This window comes from Actinocorallia herbida (genome assembly GCF_003751225.1).
GTDB classification, from domain to species: Bacteria; Actinomycetota; Actinomycetes; order Streptosporangiales; family Streptosporangiaceae; genus Actinocorallia; species Actinocorallia herbida.
In genome coordinates this window covers 6,554,232-6,572,749 of sequence record NZ_RJKE01000001.1, presented here as the reverse complement: position 1 = coordinate 6,572,749, position 18,518 = coordinate 6,554,232, and the positions used below count along the sequence as shown (strand labels likewise).

General features: G+C 73.1%; 17 protein-coding genes. 11 read left to right on the top strand and 6 right to left on the bottom strand.

From position 1 onward, the window contains the following. Positions 1 to 50 precede the first annotated feature (50 nt). On the bottom strand, positions 51 to 1,310 hold the full coding sequence (locus EDD29_RS29960) for an ABC transporter ATP-binding protein (RefSeq protein ID WP_123667663.1): 1,260 nt from the start codon (positions 1,308 to 1,310) through the stop codon (positions 51 to 53). Positions 1,311 to 1,509: 199 nt separating this feature from the next. Between EDD29_RS29960 and EDD29_RS29955 the strand changes: the two genes are divergently transcribed. Both EDD29_RS29955 and EDD29_RS29950 read left to right on the top strand, forming a co-directional pair. Next, a complete protein-coding gene (locus EDD29_RS29955; RefSeq protein WP_123667662.1) occupies positions 1,510 to 2,541 on the top strand; it encodes a LacI family DNA-binding transcriptional regulator in 1,032 nt (343 codons plus the stop codon). Positions 2,542 to 2,550: 9 nt separating this feature from the next. Continuing rightward, entirely contained in the window at positions 2,551 to 2,991 is a 441-nt protein-coding gene (locus EDD29_RS29950) for an Lrp/AsnC family transcriptional regulator (protein ID WP_123667661.1), read from the top strand. A 152-nt stretch (positions 2,992 to 3,143) separates the two neighbouring features. On the opposite strand, the gene EDD29_RS29945 is transcribed toward EDD29_RS29950, so the two are convergent. Continuing rightward, on the bottom strand, positions 3,144 to 3,965 hold the full coding sequence (locus EDD29_RS29945) for a TetR/AcrR family transcriptional regulator (RefSeq protein ID WP_123667660.1): 822 nt from the start codon (positions 3,963 to 3,965) through the stop codon (positions 3,144 to 3,146). A 95-nt stretch (positions 3,966 to 4,060) separates the two neighbouring features. Here EDD29_RS29945 and EDD29_RS29940 point away from each other — a divergent pair, with 95 nt between their 5' ends. The 3 genes from EDD29_RS29940 (at position 4,061) to EDD29_RS29930 (ending at position 6,873) form a co-directional block, all read left to right on the top strand. Beyond that, complete coding sequence (locus EDD29_RS29940) at positions 4,061 to 5,044, top strand: ATP-binding cassette domain-containing protein (protein ID WP_123667659.1); 984 nt, start codon at positions 4,061 to 4,063, stop codon at positions 5,042 to 5,044. A gap of 1 nt (position 5,045) precedes the next feature. Then, positions 5,046 to 5,849 carry an ABC transporter permease gene (locus EDD29_RS29935; protein WP_123667658.1) on the top strand — a complete coding sequence of 268 codons (804 nt, stop codon included), beginning with the start codon at positions 5,046 to 5,048 and terminating at the stop codon, positions 5,847 to 5,849. Between the two features lie 169 nt (positions 5,850 to 6,018). Further along, positions 6,019 to 6,873: an SPFH domain-containing protein gene (locus EDD29_RS29930; RefSeq protein WP_246053077.1), complete on the top strand. Its 855-nt coding sequence runs from the start codon at positions 6,019 to 6,021 to the stop codon at positions 6,871 to 6,873. Positions 6,874 to 6,915: 42 nt separating this feature from the next. On the opposite strand, the gene EDD29_RS29925 is transcribed toward EDD29_RS29930, so the two are convergent. The 3 genes from EDD29_RS29925 to EDD29_RS29915 all read right to left on the bottom strand — a co-directional run bounded on the left by EDD29_RS29925 (position 6,916) and on the right by EDD29_RS29915 (position 10,715). Further along, positions 6,916 to 8,829 (bottom strand): WD40 repeat domain-containing serine/threonine protein kinase, encoded by a 1,914-nt coding sequence (locus EDD29_RS29925; protein WP_123667657.1) that lies wholly within the window; start codon positions 8,827 to 8,829, stop codon positions 6,916 to 6,918. A gap of 79 nt (positions 8,830 to 8,908) precedes the next feature. Beyond that, positions 8,909 to 9,454 carry an FHA domain-containing protein gene (locus tag EDD29_RS29920; RefSeq protein ID WP_123670759.1) on the bottom strand — a complete coding sequence of 182 codons (546 nt, stop codon included), beginning with the start codon at positions 9,452 to 9,454 and terminating at the stop codon, positions 8,909 to 8,911. A 55-nt stretch (positions 9,455 to 9,509) separates the two neighbouring features. Further along, positions 9,510 to 10,715, bottom strand: a complete 1,206-nt coding sequence (locus EDD29_RS29915; protein ID WP_123667656.1) for an acyl-CoA dehydrogenase family protein — start codon at positions 10,713 to 10,715, stop codon at positions 9,510 to 9,512. Between the two features lie 96 nt (positions 10,716 to 10,811). Here EDD29_RS29915 and EDD29_RS29910 point away from each other — a divergent pair, with 96 nt between their 5' ends. Together EDD29_RS29910 and EDD29_RS29905 are read left to right on the top strand one after the other, a co-directional pair. After that, positions 10,812 to 11,129: a MazG-like family protein gene (locus tag EDD29_RS29910; protein WP_123667655.1), complete on the top strand. Its 318-nt coding sequence runs from the start codon at positions 10,812 to 10,814 to the stop codon at positions 11,127 to 11,129. 71 nt (positions 11,130 to 11,200) lie between these two features. Next, complete coding sequence (locus EDD29_RS29905) at positions 11,201 to 12,550, top strand: DUF2252 domain-containing protein (RefSeq protein WP_123667654.1); 1,350 nt, start codon at positions 11,201 to 11,203, stop codon at positions 12,548 to 12,550. Positions 12,551 to 12,601: 51 nt separating this feature from the next. Here EDD29_RS29905 and EDD29_RS47225 read toward each other — a convergent pair whose 3' ends face one another. Continuing rightward, a complete protein-coding gene (locus tag EDD29_RS47225; protein WP_123667653.1) occupies positions 12,602 to 13,525 on the bottom strand; it encodes a LysR family transcriptional regulator in 924 nt (307 codons plus the stop codon). Positions 13,526 to 13,613: 88 nt separating this feature from the next. On the opposite strand from EDD29_RS47225, the gene EDD29_RS29895 reads away from it, so the two are divergent. The 4 genes from EDD29_RS29895 (at position 13,614) to ngcE (ending at position 18,497) form a co-directional block, all read left to right on the top strand. Further along, positions 13,614 to 14,537 carry a zinc-binding dehydrogenase gene (locus EDD29_RS29895; RefSeq protein ID WP_123667652.1) on the top strand — a complete coding sequence of 308 codons (924 nt, stop codon included), beginning with the start codon at positions 13,614 to 13,616 and terminating at the stop codon, positions 14,535 to 14,537. Next, complete coding sequence (locus EDD29_RS29890; RefSeq protein ID WP_123667651.1) at positions 14,534 to 15,532, top strand: alpha/beta hydrolase family protein; 999 nt, start codon at positions 14,534 to 14,536, stop codon at positions 15,530 to 15,532. The genes EDD29_RS29895 and EDD29_RS29890 overlap by 4 nt, the downstream gene beginning before the upstream one ends. A 264-nt stretch (positions 15,533 to 15,796) precedes the next feature. Next, complete coding sequence (locus tag EDD29_RS29885) at positions 15,797 to 16,987, top strand: ROK family transcriptional regulator (protein WP_123667650.1); 1,191 nt, start codon at positions 15,797 to 15,799, stop codon at positions 16,985 to 16,987. Positions 16,988 to 17,063: 76 nt separating this feature from the next. After that, entirely contained in the window at positions 17,064 to 18,497 is a 1,434-nt protein-coding gene (gene ngcE / locus EDD29_RS29880) for an N-acetylglucosamine/diacetylchitobiose ABC transporter substrate-binding protein (RefSeq protein ID WP_123667649.1), read from the top strand. Positions 18,498 to 18,518: the final 21 nt, after the last annotated feature.

Sequence of the window (18,518 nt, the reverse complement as noted above, 5' to 3'; positions counted from 1 at the left end):
GGCACGGCCCGGCCGCCCCCGAGGCGACCGGGCCGTGTGCCGCCGGGACGTCAGACCTTCGCGACCTTCGAGACGCCGATCCGGGCCGCGGCGGCCACGGAGTCGGGGTGCCCGATCGCCAGGCCGGTGGCCGGGTCGAAGAAGTGCAGGCGCGAGCAGTCGATGCCGAGCTCCAGGGTGTCGCCCGGACGGGCGTGGGAGCGGGCGTTGACGCGCGCGGTCCAGAGCGTCTTGTCCTCCAGCAGCGGCAGGGTGCCGTCGCCCTCCTCGCCGTCGGTGGCGTCGCTGGCGAGGTCGGCGGTGTCCTTGTGCTGGACGGGCGGGCAGTCGATCGGGAAGATCACGTTGATCTCCGAGCCGAGCTCCTCGGTGACGCTCGCGGTGATCGAGACGCGCGGCCACTCGGGCTTGGCGTGCGAGGTGTCCTCGAAGTCCGACGGGCGGATGCCCAGGATGATGTCGGTGCCGACGTGGGAGGCGAGGTCCGGGCGGGCCTCGAACGCCTCGGCCGGGACCGGCAGGGAGAAGCCGGCGAAGTCGACCGTCCCGGAGCCGTCGGCGGCGCGGGTCAGCCGCGCGGTCGCGAAGTTCATCGACGGGGAGCCGATGAACCCGGCGACGAAGAGGTTCACGGGGTTCTCGAACAGGTACTGCGGGGTGTTGACCTGCTGGAGCTTGCCGTCGCGCAGCACCGCGACGCGGTCGCCGAGGGTCATCGCCTCGATCTGGTCGTGCGTGACGTAGATCGTGGTGACGCCGAGGCGCTTGTGCAGCTGCGACAGGGAGGCGCGCATGGACACGCGGAGCTTGGCGTCGAGGTTCGACAGCGGCTCGTCCATGAGGAACGCCTGCGGCTCGCGGACGATCGCGCGGCCCATCGCGACGCGCTGGCGCTGGCCGCCGGACAGGGCGGCGGGCTTGCGGGTCAGGTAGGGCTCGAGGCCGAGCATCTTGGCGGCCTCGCCGACCCGCTTCTTGATCTCCGCCTTCGGGGTCTTGCGCAGCTGGAGGCCGAAGGCCATGTTCTGCTCGACCGTCATGTGCGGGTAGAGCGCGTAGTTCTGGAAGACCATGGCGATGTCGCGGTCCTTCGGCGCGAGGTCGTTCACGACCTTCTCGCCGATGGTCAGGGTGCCGCCGGAGATGTCCTCCAGGCCGGCGATCATCCGCAGCGCGGTGGACTTGCCGCAGCCGGACGGGCCGACGAGCACCATGAACTCGCCGTCCTGGACGTCCAGGGACAGCCCGTCGACGGCCTTGACCCCGCCTGAGTAGATCTTGTCGATGCCGTCAAGGACGATCTGCGCCATCGTGCGGCCCTTCTTCCGTCTGTCCGATCGCCGCCCCAGGATGGAAACGTTTCCAATGGGGGTTTCGGCGGTGTGTCGCCCTATGTCTAATCGCAGTCGAGGTGGTTATGCAAGTCATCGTCCGGATTCTCAGTGATTGGAAACGTTTCCAATTCGGGAGGCGGGCGCCGCGTGGGAGGATGAGCCGAGGAGGTGGCCGGTGGCCGGAGTGACGATCAAGGACGTGGCGGCCGCCGCGGGCGTCGGCGTCGCCACCGTCTCCCGGGTCCTGTCGGGCACCGGCTCGGTCAGCGCGACCACCCGCGAGCGCGTCCAGGCCGCCGCGGCGACCCTCGGCTACCGCCCCAGCGCGCTCGGGCGCAGTCTGAAGACCCAGCGCACCGGCGGGATCGGCCTCATCGTCCCCGACGCCGCCGACCCCTTCTGCGCCGACTTCATCGCCGGGGTCCTGGAGACCGCCCGCGCCGAGAACTGCCACGTCCTCCTCGACGCCGCGGGTGAGGACCCCGCCCTCGAAGCCGAGATCGTCGACAGGTTCGCCCAGCAGCGCGTCGACGGGATCATCGCCATGCCCGTCCACGGCGACGCCGACACCTGGGCGGGGCTGGCCCGGCTCGGCGTGTCCGTCGTCTTCGCCGGCCGCGTCCCGTCCGGGGTCACCGGGGTGCCCGCCGTCCTGGCCGACGAGGCCGAAGGGGTCCGCACCGCCGTCGACTACCTGACCGGCCTCGGGCACCGCCGCATCGCCCACCTCGACGGCGACGCCACCCTCGGCGGCGCCCGGGAGCGCCGCGCCGCCTTCCGGGCCACCCTCGAAGAACACGGCATCGTCCCGGACGAGGGCCTGCTGGTCCGCGCCCGCGGCTCCGCCGACGCCGCCTACGCCAGCGCCGCGGGCCTCTTCCAGAGCCGGCCCGACCTCACCGCGATCGTCGCGGGCGGCCACCGGCTCGGTGAGGCCGCGATCCTCGCCGCCCGCGAGCTGAACCTCCGCATCCCCGCCGACGTGTCGATCATCGTCGTGGACGACGTGCCGTGGGCGGAACTGTGCGACCCGCCCCTCACCGTCGTGGCCCGCCCCGCCCGCGCGATGGGGGAGCGCGCCTGCGAACTCGTCCTGCGCGCGCCCGCCCGGCGCGCGGGCCGCCCCGTCGTCCTGCCGACGGAACTCATGGTCAGGGCGAGTTGCGGTCCGGTCACTCCTTCCGCCCGCCCAGGCCGATCACGGTAGATTTCTCCCGTGGAGGACACCGACCGGCAGATTCTGCTCCTGCTCGCCCAAGACGGCCGCATGAGCTTCACCGACCTGGCCAAGGAGACCGGCCTGTCCGTCTCCGCCGTCCACCAGCGGGTGCGCCGCCTGGAGAAACGCGGCGCCATCCAGGGCTTCACCGCCCGCCTGGACCCCGACCAGATCGGCCTGCCGCTCACCGCCTTCATCTCCATCAAGCCCATCGACCCCGCCGCCCCCGACGACGCCCCGGAGCGCCTGGCCCATCTGACGGAGATCGAAGCCTGCCACTCCGTGGCCGGCGACGAGAACTACATCCTCAAGGTCCGCGTGGCCACCCCCGCCGACCTGGAGGAACTCCTCAAGCAGATCCGCTCCGCCGCCAACGTCAACACCCGCACCACCATCGTCCTCAGCACCCCCTATGAAGGCCGCCCACCCCAACTCTGACGGCCCGGTCGGCGCGAGCCGACGGCGATCTCCGCGTCGGGGCGCCGGAGGACCGCGTCGCGGCGGGCTTCGACCCGCGGAGCGCGGACGGGCGCCGCGGCGTCCTCGATCGGGTGCGGACCCGGAGAGCCCCTCGGGCGGGCATCTGAGCCTCACGGCCGGTCGATGCGCGGCGCTGCGCCGTCGGCCGTCGGGCCCGCGCGGGTGGCCGTCCGCGGTCGGTTCGGGAGGCGGGTGGCGAGGCCGTCGAGGAGGGTTTCCAGGCCCCAGGTGTAGGTGTGCTCGGGGGAGGAGGCGGCGTTGAACTCGGCGCCTACGGTGGAGCCGACGCGGGCGGAGACGGTGAGGTCGGGGTCGGTCATGACCTGGGTGAGGGCCGGGGTGACGGCCTGCCACCACTCGGCGTCGGACATGCCGGAGTCGGTCTCGGTGCGGGTGGCGGCGCGGTGGGTGCGGGCCGAGCCCGCCACGTGGGTGAGGACCAAGGTGAGGGCGGTGTCCATCTCGACGTCGGACAGGCCGAGGCCGTCGAGGGCGCGGAGTTCGGCCTCGTACTTGCGGGCGGTGTGGGGTCCGAGGTTCGGGCGGGTGGCGTGCACGTCGAGCAGCCACGGGTGGCGCAGGTAGAGGTCCCAGTTGCGGGCGGCGACGTGGCGCAGGGCCTCGCGCCAGCCGTCCCGGTCGGCCGCGGCCCCGACGTCGTCGCCGTAGGCCTCGGCGTGGACGGCGTCGACCATGAGCGCGGTGAGGTCGTCCTTGCCGGGGACGTGCCGGTAGAGCGACATCGCGCCGACGCCCAGGTGGTCGGCGACCCGGCGCATCGAGACCGCGTCCAGGCCCTCGGCGTCGGCCAGTTCCAGCCCGGCCACGATGATCTTCGGCACGCTGAGGCCGGAGCGTCCGGGCGCTGGGTGGTGGCCCCACAGCAGGTAGACGCTGCGAGCCAGGTCCTGGACCGGCGGGCGTGCGGACACCGGGCGGTCTCCTCCGAGCGGGTTGCGTCTTGCGTACACCGTACCCTAGCCTGTCTTGCGTACGCCGTACCCGACGGTGTACGCAGGGGGGGCAGATGGAAATCGCGATAGATCTCGCGAACGTGCGCAAGTCCTACCCGTCCGGTCCCGCGCTGGCCGGACTCGACCTCCGGGTGCCCCGCGGCACCGTCCACGGGCTGCTCGGCCGAAACGGCGCGGGCAAGACCACCGCCGTGCGGATCATGGCCACGCTCCTGCGGCCCGACTCCGGGACCGTCCGCGTCGCCGGGCACGACCCCGTCCGCGAGGGCCGGGCGGTGCGCGCCAGGATCGGGCTCGTCGGCCAGGACGCCGCGGTCGACGAGGAGCTCACCGGACGCCAGAACCTCGTGATGTTCGGGCGGCTGTCCCGGCTCGGCCGCCGCCAGGCCGCGCGCCGGGCCGCCGAGCTGCTGGCGCGGCTCGGCCTCGGCGAGGCGGCCGACCGGGGCGTCGCCGGGTACTCCGGCGGAATGCGGCGCAGGCTCGACCTGGCCGCCGCCCTCGTCGTCGCCCCCGAGGTGCTGTTCGTCGACGAGCCGACCACCGGCCTGGACCCCGCGGCCCGCCGCGAGGTCTGGGACACCGTGCGCGAGCTCGCCGAAGGCGGCACGACCGTTCTGCTCACGACCCAGTACCTGGAGGAGGCCGACGCGCTCGCCGACCGCGTCTCGGTGCTCGCCCGGGGCCGCGTCGTCGCCGAGGGCACGCCCGCCGAGCTGAAGGCCGGGCTCGGCGCGGACGTCCTGCGCCTCGTCCCCCGCGATCCCGCCGACGCGGCCCGCGTCGCCGACCTGGCCCGGCCCTTCGCCTCGGGGGAGGTCGACTCCTGCGGGGAGGCGGTCCGGGTCCCCGTCGCCGACCGGGCCCCGGCGCTCCTGGCCACCGCGGCGGCCTTGCACGCCGCGGGCGTCGCCCTCGCCGACATCGAGGTCCGCACGCCCACGCTCGACGAGGCGTTCCTGCGGATCGTCGGCGACGCCGACGCGAGTGCCGACCCGAGTGCCGACGCGAACGCCGACGCCGCGAAGGGAGCCTGACATGACCGCCATGACCGTCGAAGCACGCGCCCTGCTCGCCGACAGCCGCACCCTGGCCGGGCGCCAGCTGCTGCACTGGCGCAACCGGCCCGGCGCCAAGGTGTTCGGGTGGCTGTTCCCCGTCCTGCTCATGGGCATGTTCACCGCGCTGCTCGGCGGTGCGGTCGGGGGTGCCACCGGCGGCTCCTACCTGGAGTTCGTGATGCCCGGCGTGCTCACGATGACCGTGTTCTTCGGCCTGGAGGGCACCATGCTCGGCGTCGCCTCCGACGCGGCCCGCGGCGTCAGCGACAGGCTCCGGTCCCTTCCGGTGAGCGGCCTCGCCGTCGTCGCCGGGCGCTCCGCGGCGGACCTGCTCGACTCCGTGATCGCCGTCGCCGTCGTCACCGCGACGGGCCTGGCGTTCGGGTGGCGGCCCGATACCTCGTGGGGGGCGGTCGCCGCGGCGGCCGGGCTGCTGCTCCTGCTGCGGGCGGCGATGCTCAGCGCCGGGGTGTGGCTCGGGCTGCGCGCGGGCGACCCGCAGACCGTCCAGACGGTGCAGGTCGCGGTGTGGCCCGTGCTGTTCCTCTCGGGGGTGTTCATCGACACCGCGACCATGCCGGGCTGGCTCGCCGCCGTCGCCGACGCCAACCCGCTGTCGGCGACGGCGGCGGCCCTGCGGGACCTGCTCGGCGCGCCCGCGGCGGGCGGCACCTCGTGGTCCGCCGACCACGCCGGAGTCCTGGCCGTCGTGGGCCCGGTGGCGCTGACCGCGCTGTTCGCCCCGCTCGCGGCCACCGCCTGGCGCGCCTCCTCCCGCTGATCCCGGGGTGCCGCGCGGGCGGGCCCGCCCGCGCGGGGTGGCCGACCAAGGTCACAGTCGTGCAGCCGGGTGGGCGCGCGGACGGTTCTGCGCGTCTAAAAGGTCGCGGTGCACACCCCCTGCGGCGGTCCTCCCACATCCGGCCGTCGCCACCGAGAATGGAGCGGCATTGAGATACTTGAAGGGGATCGGCGCGGTCGTCGCGCTCGTCGTCGCGGCCATGGTGCTCAGCGGATGCTCGGCCAGCATCGCGCCCGATCAGAAGGGGCTGGAGTACAACGCCGGTCCCTTCTCCTCGACCGAGTTCGACGACTGCGGAAGCGGGCGGATCTGGCACGGGCCCGCGGACAAGGTCTTCGCCTACCCCGTCGGGCAGCGGACGTACAAGTTCGGCAACAAGGGCGAGAGCGACGCCCTGAAGGTCGTCTCCCGGGACGACCTGGAGCTGACCGTCGAGGGCGTCGCCACGTTCTCTCTCAACGACTCCTGCGACACGCTGCGCAAGTTCCACGAGGAGATCGGCCTGAAGTACGAGGCCTACGAGGAGGAGGGCTGGTCGGAGATGCTGCGCACCTACATAGGCGCGCCGCTCGACCGCGCGCTGGACGAGGTGTCGAAGAAGTACCCGTGGCAGGACCTTTACTCCGACCCCGAGACCAAGCGCAAGTGGGAGACCGAGGTGGGCGCCGCGGTGGCCGCCCAGGTCAACGCGACCGCAGGCGACAACTTCTTCTGCGCCCCCACCTACACCGGCAGCGGTGACTGCGGAGCCTTCCTGCTCACCCTCCAGCAGCCCGTCCCGCCGGACAACGTGCGCAACGCCCTCGCCGCGGCCCAGCAGGCCATCGAGGACAACAACACCCAGGAGAACCGCAACAAGCAGATCAAGACCGAGATCCAGGCGCTCAAGGAGCTCGTGAAGGTCCTCGGCCCGAACGGCGCGGTCCTCTACCAGGCCATCAAGGACGGCCGCATCAGCGTCGTCCCCGTCCCCCAGGGCGGCAACCTCAACATCACCCCGTAACCCCGCGTACCGCCCGCCGCGGCACCCGCGCGGCGGGCGGCCTCACCTCTCCTTCCCGAACAGCCGGACGGTCCTGTCGCGGTAGGTCGTCACGGCGAGCATCGCCGCCCTCGGGTGGAACGCCACGGCGGTGGCGTCCGGGACGTCGAGACCGCCCAGTTCCGTCCCCGACGCCGCCGCGAACAGCCGGACCGGCCCTTCGCCGCAGGCCGTGGCGAGGGTCGCGCCGTCGGGCGAGAAGGCCAGGTCGTGGACGACGCCCGCGTGCCGCAGCGTGCGGACCCGGCGCCGCGTGGCGACGTGCCAGAGCCCTACGGTGTGGTCCTCCGACGCCGTCGCGACGAGGCTCCCGTCAGGGCTGAACTCGATCGCGCGGACCGCCTTCGTGTGCCCGGACAGCGGCCTGCCGGTCACCCGGTAGGTCGCCAGCGACCTGAGGTCGACGACGGGGCCCGCCGAGGTGGCGTACAGCCGTTCGGTCGGGTGGACGGCGACCTGCGAGTACCCGGGGTGCCCGCCGATGCCCCGGGTGAGGTTCAGCCGCACGCCGTCGCCGACGCGGAACACCGCGGCCTCGCCGAGGTCGTCGCCCGACACCAGGGTCCCGCTGTCGGCGGAGAAGGCCAGCGAGCGCACGCCGGAGCCCGTCCGAAGGGTCCGGACGCGACCCAGCGTCGTCGCGTCCAGCAGCCGGATCTCGGCGCCGCCGCCGATCGCGAGAAGGCGTCCGTCCGGGCTGTACTCCACGGCCCACACCCACGCGGAGTGGCGTCTGAGGCCCGGGATCGCCTTGCGGGTCGTGGTGTTCCACGCGCGGGCCCGCAACCCCTCGCCTCCGGCGACCGCGAACGCGCGCCCGTTCCTGCTGAACGCCACGCCCCTGCCCGCGAACTCGAGCGCCGGGATCTCCGCGATCTGGCGCAGGCCCGCGTACGAGCGTCCCGGGACGCCGGGAGGCGGCGGCGCGGACGACGTGGTGTCGCCCGGCGCCGTGCCGCCGGACCGCCCCCGGTCGATGAGGACCGAGGCCCCGCCTGCGGTGAGGACCGCGCCCACCGCGGTCGCGCCGGCGACCAGGACCTTGCGCCGGTCGAGCGGCGCGGACACCGGGTCGGCGGTGCGGGCCGCGAGGATCGCCGCCAGCCGCGCGGCGGTGTCGTCGAGCGAGGCCCGCTTCTCCGGGTCGCGCCTGAGCAACGCCCTGACGACGGGGGTGAACTCGGGGGACCTGGCGCATCGGACGCGGCGGCGCCCGGCGACCTGGGCGAGGACCTTCTCGTAGGACGTGCCGAACGGGGGGCGTCCCTCGACCATGTGGAACAGGGTGGCGCCGAGCGACCACAGGTCGGTCGCCCCGGTCACCGGCCCGCCGTGCAGCTGCTCGGGCGACCTGTAGGCGGGGGTGCCCATCACCCGGCCGAGCGAGGTCGTGGCCGGCTCGTCGTCGAGGTGGGCGATCCCGAAGTCGGTGAGCCTGGCCCGGGGCTCGTCGTCCTCGCGCCCGGGGTCGGGGAGCCGGTTCAGGATGCTGGAGGGCTTGACGTCCCGGTGGACGACGCCCATGCCGTGGCAGTACTCCAGCGCGCGCACCACATCGAGGCCGATGCGGGCGGCCTCGGCCGGATCGAGCGGGTTCTCCCTGATCAGGGACGCCACGGTGGGGCCTTCGACGTACTCCATGCTGATCCAGCAGGCGCCGTCCTCGATGAAGGCGTCGTAGACCGGCACGACGTTCTCGTGCGTCATGCGGCCCGCCGCCTTGGTCTCGCGGTGGATCCGCTCGCGCAGCCGGTCGCGGACGCCGGGGGAGAGGTCCGCGGGGATCTCGATCCGCTTGAGCGCCTCGCGCCGGTCGAGCGCCGGATGGGCGGCCAGCCAGACCTGCCCCGTCCCGCCCTCGCCGAGGAGGCGCAGCCGCTGGTAGCGATCGGTGATCAGGGGGTTCTTCTCGGTCACAGACGCACTGTAGTCGCAGCTTTACCGAGAGAGAGGGGAAATATGCGGACCGGTCGGGCCGGGCGCCGCCGCGGAGCGGTCAGGCGAGGGTGGCCGCCACGACGAAGGTGAGGTCGCCGAAGCCCAGCTGGTCGCCGGGGCGGACGGCGACGGGGCCGGTGAGGCGCCAGCCGTTGAGGCGGGTGCCGTTCATGGAGCCGAGGTCGCTGACGATCCAGCCGTCCTCGTTCGCCCGGATCTCGGCGTGGAAGCGGGAGACCGTCAGGTCCGTCAGGACGAAGTGGCAGCCGGGGGCGCGGCCGACGAGCACGCGGGGCTGCTGGGAGCCGGGGAGGATGAAGCGGGGCAGGCGGGGGGCCCGCCAGGCCGACTCCACCCGGGCGGTCGCGGCCGACAGCGACGACACGAGGCCGGTCAGCCGATCGACGACGCGGTTGCGCGGGGGCAGGTCGTGCAGCAGCTCCGCGAGCTCGGCCTCGTTGCGCGCCCTGAGCGCGCGTTCGACCCGCTGCTCGTAGGTGCCCTGCGACATGCGCCCCTCGACGAGCCTGTCGCGCAGCTCCTCGATCACCCTGTCCCGGCGGGTGTCGGAGGCCCGTACCGGGAATGCGGGCGGTCCGTCCATGAACGCGAGTATCCAGATCAATTCCCGCGATGTCCAGCGACCGCCCGCCTCCGGTTCACCGGCTCAGCAGGTCGCGGGCGATGTGCGTGATCTGAAGCTCGTCGGTGCCCGCGTAGATCTGGAAGACCTTCGCGTCGCGGGCGAGCTGCTCGACCCGGTACTCGGCGATGTAGCCGTTGCCGCCGAAGAGCTGGACGGCCTCCATGGCCACCTCGGACGCGGCCTGCGCGGAGTACAGCTTCATCGCGCTCGCCTCGGCCAGGGTCGGGTTCCGGCCCGCCTTGGCCAGCTCGATGTGCCGGAAGACCATGTTCTGGACGTTGATGCGCGCGACCTCCATCTTGGCCAGCTTGAGCTGGATGAGCTGGTAGTCGCCGATCGGCTTGCCCCACGCCACGCGGGACTTGGCGTAGTCGATGGACAGCCGCAGGCACTCCTCGATGACGCCGAGGGACATCGCCGCGACGCCCGCGCGCTCGGTGGTGAAGTTCTGCTTGGCCGACTCCTTGCCGCTGCCGCCGCCCGACAGCAGCCGGTCCCGGCCGACCTTGACGTCCTGGAGGAACAGCTCGCCGGTGGGGGAGGAGTGGCAGCCCATCTTGCGCAGCGGCTTGGACTGGACGAGGCCGTCCATGCCCTTGTCGAGCACGAAGCAGAGGATCTCGCGCTCGCGCATCGGACGGCCGTCGTCGAGCTTGGCGTAGAAGACGATCGTGTCGGCGTCGGGGCCGTTGGTGATGAAGGTCTTGTTGCCGTTGAGGAGCCAGCCGTCGCCGTCGACACGGGCCGAGGCCTTCATGCCGCCGAACGCGTCGGAGCCGGAGTCGGGCTCGGTGATGGCCCACGCGCCGACCTTGTCGAAGGTGAGCAGGTCGCGGCCCCAGCGCTCCTTCTGCTCGACGGTCCCGCGCTTCATGATCGTGCCGGCGGCCAGGCCGAGGGAGACGCCCATGGCGGTGACGAGGCCGGGGGCGACCTTGCACAGCTCGATGATGGGCAGCATGGTGAAGGAGGCGCCCGCGTCGGGGCCGCCTTCCTTCTTCTCCGGTGCGGGCTCGCCGGCCTTCTCCTTGGCGATGCGCTTGTCGAAGGAGGACGCGGCCATGTCGGCCATGCCGAAGGTCCGGTAGAGGTTCTGGATGATGGGGTACGGGGACACGTCGCCCGAGTCCAGGCCGTCCTGGTGGGGCCGGACCTCCTTGGCCACCCAGTCGCGCACCGCGTCGCGGATCATCAGCTCGTCCGCGGACCACTCGATCATGTGTGCCTTCCTCGGGCTCGTCGTTCCCGCAGCTCAAGCGAGCCGCCGTCGCGCAAGTTAGCGCTTACTGACAGTCTTTCACACTAGGGTCGGGGGATGAGCGTCTACGACCCCTGGCCGAGCGTCCGCCGCTTCGCCGCCCATCTGGACCAGGTGAACGGCACCGGCGACCACGAACGGGCGATGCGACTGGTGAAGCTCACCGAGGAGATCGGCGAGGTGTCGCAGGCGTATATCGGACTCGTTGGCCAGAACCCCCGCAAAGGCAGGACCCACACCCGCGAGGACGTCGCCGCTGAACTGTGCGACGTGGTGATCACCGCGATGGTCGCCCTGTGCTCGTTCTCCGACGACCCCGCCCGCGCCCTCCAGGACAAGATCGAGAAAGTGGACGCCCGGTACATGGAGGCCTGAGGCGAATCACGCCGCACAGGGCGCGCAGGAGCGGGATGATCTGGTCATACCGCGAAAGGAACCCCCTACCCATGACCGACCTCGTGGCCGCGCTCGGCGCGGCCGAGCCCAAGGAACGGCAGGCGCGCCTCATCGACGTCCTCGTCGACGCCTTCGCCCCCCTGATGCGGCGCAGCCCCGCCGAGTTCCGCCGCCGCTTCCGCAAGATGGCCTCCGACCCGTTCGCGTTCTACCGGGGCAGCGCGCCCATCTTCTACGCCGACATCGCCGGCGACGCCGACCCGTGGGCCAACGAGCGGACCTCCCGCGTCTGGATCCAGGGTGACCTGCACGCGCAGAACTTCGGTACGTACATGAGCGACGACGGCGTCTTCACCTTCGACGTCAACGACTTCGACGAGGCCTACATCGGCGCCTTCACCTGGGACGTCAAGCGGTTCGTCGCGAGCCTCGCCCTCCTGGCGTGGAGCAAGGCCATCTCCGACGCCGACATCACGCGCCTCATGGAGACCTACGTCCGCGCCTACGTGGACCAGGTCCGCTTCTACGCCAGGCACGACCCCGACGAGAGGTGGGCGCTCACCCTCGACTCGGCCACCGGGCACGTCTACGACGTCCTCGTCGAAGCCGTCTCCTCCACCCGGGTGGAGCTGCTCAACAGGCACACCGTCGTCGACGGGCACGTGCGCCGCATCCGCGACGGCGCGCACATCCGCCGCCTGGACGAGGCCGAGCGCGCGAGGGTCGAGGAGGCCTACGCCCACTACCTCGACACGATCCCGCAGGACAAGCGCTTCGGCAGCCTCACCTACAAGATCAAGGACGTGGTCGGGGCGTCCGGGTTCGGCATCGGCTCCGCGGGCCTGGCCGCCTACAACATCCTCGTCGAGGGCCACAGCCAGGCCCTGGAGAACGACGTCATCCTCTCGGTCAAGCAGGGCAACGTCGCCGCCCCGTCCCGCGTCGTGCCCGATGAGCGGATCGCCGCCTATTTCGAGCACCACGGCCACCGCACCGCGCTGTCCCGCAGGGCGCTCCAGGCCAACTCCGACCCCTGGCTCGGCCACACCGAGATCGACGGCGTCGGCTTCGTCGTCCAGGAGTTCTCGCCGTACGAGGCGGACCTCGACTGGGGCTCGCTCACCGAGCCCGACGAGATGATCACCCTCCTGGACGACCTGGGCCGTGCCACCGCGAAGATCCACTGCGTGTCGGACAGCGACTCCGACCACACCCTCGTGCCCTTCCAGGTCGAGGACGCCATCGACAAGGCCATCGGCGACGACGAGTCCGCCTTCGTCGCGGCGATGGTCGCCTTCGGCCACGGCTACGCCGAGATCGTCCGCCACGACCACGCCCTGTTCGTCGACGCCTTCCGCGAGGGCCTCATCCCCGGCCTCCAGCCCTCCGCCGACGCCTGACCACGACGGCCCTTACGGCCGGGACCCCATGGTCTCGGCCGGGGGCGGCGCTCAAGGAGCGTCGGGGAGCCAGTCGCGGGAAGGGGAGTGGTCCAGCCAGCGCCGGTCGCGGGCGCCCGAGGCGCACGCGGCGGCCAGCGCCGGCAGGCCGGGGTGGGCAGACCCGGCGGGGAACAGCAGCGACCAGGCGTACAGGGGCGTGGGCTCGACCAGGGGCACGGAGCGCAGCGCGGAGGTCCGCGGCAGGGGGAGGTCGGCGGGCAGGAGGGCGAAGCGGTCCGGATGGGCCGCCAGCCCGGCGAGATAGGGGGACAGCCCGAGGTTGGTGCCCTCGGCCCGGCGCCGGACGCCGAAGCGCTCGGCGAAGCGGTGCAGGAAGTCGAGGCGGTCCAGCGCGGCGGGCGCCCACAGGACGCCGTCGCGGAGCTGCTCGGGCCGCAGTGCGGGCTCGTCGGCCAGCGGATGGGCGCGGCTCAGCACCGCGTCGACGGGTTCGAGGCGGACCAGCCGGTGGGCCAGCCCGGCGGGCAGCGGCGGATGGACCCTGCCGAAGGCCGCGTCGATCTCCCCGTGCAGCAGCGCCGCGGTCACCGACGGCAGGTCGCGGCCGTGCCCCAGCACCAGCACGGGCGCCTCGGTCCGCTCCGCGACCAGCGCGAGCGTCCGCATCGGCGCGAACAGATGGCCCCACACGTCGACGCGCAGGGGCCGGTCGGTCCGCGCGACCGCCGCCACCGCGGCGTCGGCCGCGGTGAGGGTCCGCCTCGCCGGTTCGAGGAACCGCAGTCCCGCGTCGGTGAGCGCCACCCCGTGGCCGCCCCGCTGGAACAGCGAGGTCCCGAGCAGCGACTCGAGCCGGGCGATCCGCTTGGACAGCGCCTGCTGGGACACCGCGAGCGTCGCGGCGGCCCGGCCGAAGTGCAGTTCCTCGGCGGTGCGCACGAACGCGCGCACCTGCGCCAGGTCGAGATCCACCCGCTCACCATAGGCGACAACCGATGGTTGTCGGATATGCCCGGCGGTTGTTGGACCGGAGGGAGGCCGCGCCGCTTCGGTGGTCCCCATGCGAAGACTGATCCCCACGGGAGACGCGGCACGGCCCGTCGCGTTCACCGAAGCACCCCGGCCCGTCCCCGGGCCCGGCGAGGCGCTCGTCAAGGTCGAGGCGTTCGCGCCGAACCGCGGCGAGACCTTCCTGCTGGAGCGGCCCGAGCCCGGATTCCTGCCGGGCAAGGACCTCGCGGGGCTCGTCGTGCGGCCCGCCGCCGACGGCTCGGGACCCGAGGCCGGTGCCCGGGTCGTCGGGCACCCTCCGTACGGCGGCTGGGCCGAGTACGCCGCGGCGCCGACCCACTCGCTGGCCGTGCTCCCCGACGGCGTCGACGATGTGCGGGCGGCGGCCCTGCCGCTGGCCGGGATCACCGCCCTGCGGCTGCTGCGCGCGGCGGGCTCCCTGACCGGCCTGCGGGTGCTGCTCACCGGCGCCTCGGGCGGCGTCGGGCACTACGTCACCGAACTCGCGGCCGCGGCCGGGGCGGGGGTGACCGCGGTGACGGCCACCCCCGAGCGCGGCGCGCGGCTCCTCGAGTTCGGCGCGGCGCGGGTGGCGCACGACGTCGCGAAGGCGGACGGCCCGTTCGACGTCGTCCTGGAGTCCACCGGCGGGCCGCACCTGGCGGCGGCCCTCGCCCGCACGCGTCCGGGCGGCCTGCTCGTCTGGTTCGGCCAGGCCTCCCGCACCCCGGCGGCCCTCGACTTCTTCGACCTCCTCGGCGGCCCGGAGCGCGTCATGATCCAGCACTTCCACTACGCGGGAGCCCCCTACGGCGCCGACCTCGGGACGCTGGTCCGGCTCGTCGCCGAGGGAAGGCTGCATCCCGAGATCGGCCGGACCGACGACTGGTCGGACAGCGCGCGCGTCCTGGTGGACCTGCGCGAACGCCGGATCCGCGGCAAGGCGGTCCTGACGACGGGGGACGCCCGATGAGCGCCGCGGAGTTCGCCGCCATGCAGTGGACGCGCGCCACCGGCGTGGGTCTCGATCCGCACGAGTACCAGCAGGTCACCGGGAACCTGGCGGACCCGGCCGACTGGACCCCGGCGTTCGTGCGCGCCGCGCGCGGTCACCTCGCCCGCGCCGAGGCGGCCGGGTCCCCGCCGTCGGCGGGCGCGCACCTGCGCACCGCGGCCCGCTGGTTCCACATGGCCACCCTCGCGCCCCTCTGGACGGCGGGCGTCGGGGAGGCGGCGGCCGAGGCGGACGCGGCGCTGGCGGCGGCGCTGGCGCTGCTGGAGCCGGCGGCCCGGCGGATCGAGGGCGACGGGTTCACCGGCTGGCTGCGCGGGCCCGCCGACGCGGCCGCGACGGTGGTCGTCGTGCCGGGGCTGGACTCGGCGAAGGAGGAGTTCCTCGACGTGGCCGACGCGCTGCTCGCCCGGGGGCTCGCGGTGTTCGCGATGGACGGCCCGGGCCAGGGCGTCCTCGCGGCGGATACGACGGTCCAGGCCGACTGCCACCGGGTCGTCGGCCGCGTCCTCGACGCGCTCGGCGCCGAGCGCGCCGGGGCGGTCGGCCTCAGCCTCGGCGGCTACTACGCGGCCGAGACCGCGGCGCGCGAACCCAGGATCGCCGCGGCCGCGACCGTCAGCGGCCCCTTCCGGCTCGACTGGGACGACCTGCCGGCCTTCCTCCAGGGCGTCCTGGCCCGGCGCGCGGGCGGGGAGGCGGAGGCCGCGGAGTTCGCCCGCAGGATCGACCTGGCGGAGCTCGCGCCCCGGATCACCGCCCCGCTGCTGGTCGTCGACGGCGGCCGGGACGTCGTCCCCGGCGTGACGAACGGGGCGGTGCTGGCCGGGGCCGCCCCGCGCGGCGAGTACCTGTGCGTCCCGCACGGTGACCACCTCCTCGGCAATGCCCGCCCCGACTGGCTGCCCCAGCTGGCCGACTGGATCACCCGGGCGCTCACCGGAGCGCCGAAATGAACCGCCGCACTGGTAGGAAGCCTGACTTCGAGTCCGTATTCTGAGACGCCTCCGGAGTCTTCGCAGGCCCCGTCCGCATCACGCGGGCGGGGTCTTCGTCATGTGCGGGAAACACGGCGCGGGCGGCTCTGTCACGGGTTGGTTGCGAACGTGTCGGAGGGATGTACGCGCGCTTGACGGTCGGCCGATCGGGATCTACCTTCACCTCAATGATTAGGACACTTTCCTAATAGTTAATCTTCCGGGTGTGAGAGGAGGCAGGTCATGAGCGCGCACGTACCGGGCACACCGCAGCTGCTGCGCGCCATCAACGACCAGGCGGCCCTCCGCGCCCTCCTGGAACACGGGCCCCTCACCCGGCCCGAACTCGGCGACCTCATCGGCCTGTCCAAGCCGACCGCGCACCAGCTCCTCACCCGCCTGCGGGACTCCGGGCTCGTCGTGCGGGAGGGACGGCGAGGGGGAGGCCCCGGCCCGACCGCCGAGGAGTACGGCATCAACCCGTCCGCCGCGCACGTGTGCGGCCTCGACATCACCCCCGGCCGGATCGAGGCGGTCGTCGCCGGGCTCACCGGCCAGACCGTCGGCCGGTTCCGGCTGCCCAGCCCGTCGCGCGCCGGGGGCAAGGCCGCCGCCGAGGTGTCCACCGCCGTCACCGGGGCGTGCGCCGCGGCCGGAATCGACGTGCGCGGCCTCTCCCGGGTCGTCGTCGGCGTCCAGGGCGTCGTCGAACCCGGGACCGGCCGCCTCGGCTACTCCCGTCACCTGCCCGGCTGGCGCATCCCCGACCTCGCCGACCGGCTGCGCGCCGCGCTCGGCACCCGCGTCGAGATCGAGAACGACGTCAACCTCGCCGCGCTCGCCGAGGCCGAGCACGGCGTCGCCCGCGGCCACGCCGACTTCGTCGTGCTGTGGGCGGGCGCCGGCCTCGGCATGGCGCTGGTGCTGGGCGGCCGGCTGCACCGGGGCGCGGGCGGCGGCGCGGGGGAGATCGGCTTCATGCCGGTGCCCGGCGCGCCCACCGCCCGCGAGACCGGCCGGTTCGCCCCGCACGGGCTCCAGGCGCTCACCGCGGGCGCGGCCGTGCGGACCGTCCTGCGCTCGCACGGCTTCCGCGGCACCGACGCCGCCTCCGCGGTCCGCGCCGCGGCCGCGCGCGAACACGACCCCGCCGGACGCGACGCGCTCCGCGACGTCGCCGTCCGCCTCGCCACCGGACTCGCCTCCGTCACCGCGCTCCTCGACCCCGCCCTCGTCGTCCTCACCGGCGACGTGCTGATGGCCGGGGGAGAGGCGCTGCGCCGCCACCTCGAACACGAACTGCACCGGCTGACCATCCCCCGGCCGCCGCTGCGCCTGTCCACCGTCGGACCCGACCCGGTCCTCACCGGCGCGGTCGAACACGGGCTCACGCTCACCCGCGACGAGCTCTTCGCCTCGACCGTGCCGCCATGAACGCGCGGCGACCCCGCGTGACCCCGCATCCCTTGCCCCTGTCCCGTCCTCTTTTCCCCCTAGGGAGACAGCACTCATGACCGAGATCACCGGCCTCCTTCGCCGCGACGTCCTGAAGCGGCTCGGCCTCGTGGCCGTAGCCGCGCCCGGCCTGTCCCTGCTGAGCGCGTGCGCGACCGGCGGCGGCAGCGAGGAGGGCGGCACCGACGTCGCCTCCGACGGCGACGCCAAGAACCCGTTCAAGGTCGACGCGGCCAAGCCGCTCAACGTCGTCATCTTCAAGGGCGGCCTCGGCGACGACTACGCCACCCAGGTCCACGAGCCCATGTACGTCACGGCGTTCCCCGGCGTGAAGATCGAGCACGAGGGCATCGTCGAGATCGGCAAGGCCCTCCAGCCGCGGTTCTCCAGCGGCACCGACATCCCCGACGTCGTCGCCAACTCCGGCACCGACCTCATGGACACCGGCGCCCTCGCCGAGGCCGGCCACCTCCAGGACCTCACCGCCCTGTGGGACGCCCCCTCGGTCGACGACCCCGCCAAGAAGGTCCGCGACACCATCATGCCGGGCGCGGTCGAGGCCGGCCTCGTCGCGGGCAAGCCGTACCTGCTCCCGTACGTGTCCACCACCTACGGCCTCTGGTACGACGCCGAGCTGTTCAAGGCCAAGGGCTGGACCCCGCCGAAGACCTTCGAGGAGTTCAAGACCCTCGCCGAGACGATCAAGGCCGCGGGCCTCACCCCGTTCGCCTACGCGGGCAAGAACGCCTCCTACTACGCCTACTGGATGATCCTCATCTCGGCGGCGAAGATCGGCGGCAACAAGGTCCTGCTGGACATCGACAACCTCGTCGACGGCGCCTGGACGAACCCGGCCGTCGAGCAGGCCGCGGCCGCGTGGGCCGAGATCAACACCAAGTACTCCGACAAGTCCTTCGAGGGACTCATCCACACCGAGGTCCAGACCCAGCAGAACCAGGGCAAGATCGCCTTCTACCCGTCCGGTTCCTGGCTGGAGAACGAGCAGGCCCCGTCCACCCCGAAGACGTTCAAGTACGGGCTCGCCCCGACCCCGTCCGTCAGCTCCGCCGACGCGATGCCCTATGAGGCCGTCCGGGTCGCGGCGGGCGAGTACTACTTCGTGTCGGCCAAGGGTGAGAACCCGCAGGGCGGCATGGAGTACTTCCGCCAGATGCTGTCGAAGGCCGGCGCGAAGGGCTTCACCGAGAAGTCCGGCTCGCTCACCATCGTGAACGGCGCCGCCGAGGGCCTCACCCTCTCGCCCGGCCTCACCTCGGTGTTCGCCGCCCAGCAGGCCGCGGGGCAGAACGTGGTCACCACGAGCCTGTTCGAGAACTGGTACAAGGAGCTGGAGACCGAGCTCCGCCGCCAGACCAACAACCTCATGTACGGCCGCAACGACGCCAAGACGTTCTGCGCGGAGATGCAGAAGGCGGCCGACAAGGCCAAGGAGGACGCCGGCGCCGACATCCAGACCCGGGCGTCCTGACCTTATCCCCCCTGAGATCAC

What these genes read in the sequence shown, in the direction of transcription:
- EDD29_RS29960 (WP_123667663.1), bottom strand. Translation starts at nt 1,310, where the DNA reads ATGGCGCAGATCGTCCTTGACGGCATCGACAAGATCTACTCAGGCGGG.
- EDD29_RS29940 (WP_123667659.1), top strand. Translation starts at nt 4,061, where the DNA reads ATGGAAATCGCGATAGATCTCGCGAACGTGCGCAAGTCCTACCCGTCC.
- EDD29_RS29935 (WP_123667658.1), top strand. Translation starts at nt 5,046, where the DNA reads ATGACCGCCATGACCGTCGAAGCACGCGCCCTGCTCGCCGACAGCCGC.
- EDD29_RS29920 (WP_123670759.1), bottom strand. Translation starts at nt 9,454, where the DNA reads ATGGACGGACCGCCCGCATTCCCGGTACGGGCCTCCGACACCCGCCGG.
- EDD29_RS29915 (WP_123667656.1), bottom strand. Translation starts at nt 10,715, where the DNA reads ATGATCGAGTGGTCCGCGGACGAGCTGATGATCCGCGACGCGGTGCGC.
- EDD29_RS29910 (WP_123667655.1), top strand. Translation starts at nt 10,812, where the DNA reads ATGAGCGTCTACGACCCCTGGCCGAGCGTCCGCCGCTTCGCCGCCCAT.
- EDD29_RS29905 (WP_123667654.1), top strand. Translation starts at nt 11,201, where the DNA reads ATGACCGACCTCGTGGCCGCGCTCGGCGCGGCCGAGCCCAAGGAACGG.
- EDD29_RS29895 (WP_123667652.1), top strand. Translation starts at nt 13,614, where the DNA reads ATGCGAAGACTGATCCCCACGGGAGACGCGGCACGGCCCGTCGCGTTC.
- EDD29_RS29890 (WP_123667651.1), top strand. Translation starts at nt 14,534, where the DNA reads ATGAGCGCCGCGGAGTTCGCCGCCATGCAGTGGACGCGCGCCACCGGC.
- EDD29_RS29885 (WP_123667650.1), top strand. Translation starts at nt 15,797, where the DNA reads ATGAGCGCGCACGTACCGGGCACACCGCAGCTGCTGCGCGCCATCAAC.
- ngcE (WP_123667649.1), top strand. Translation starts at nt 17,064, where the DNA reads ATGACCGAGATCACCGGCCTCCTTCGCCGCGACGTCCTGAAGCGGCTC.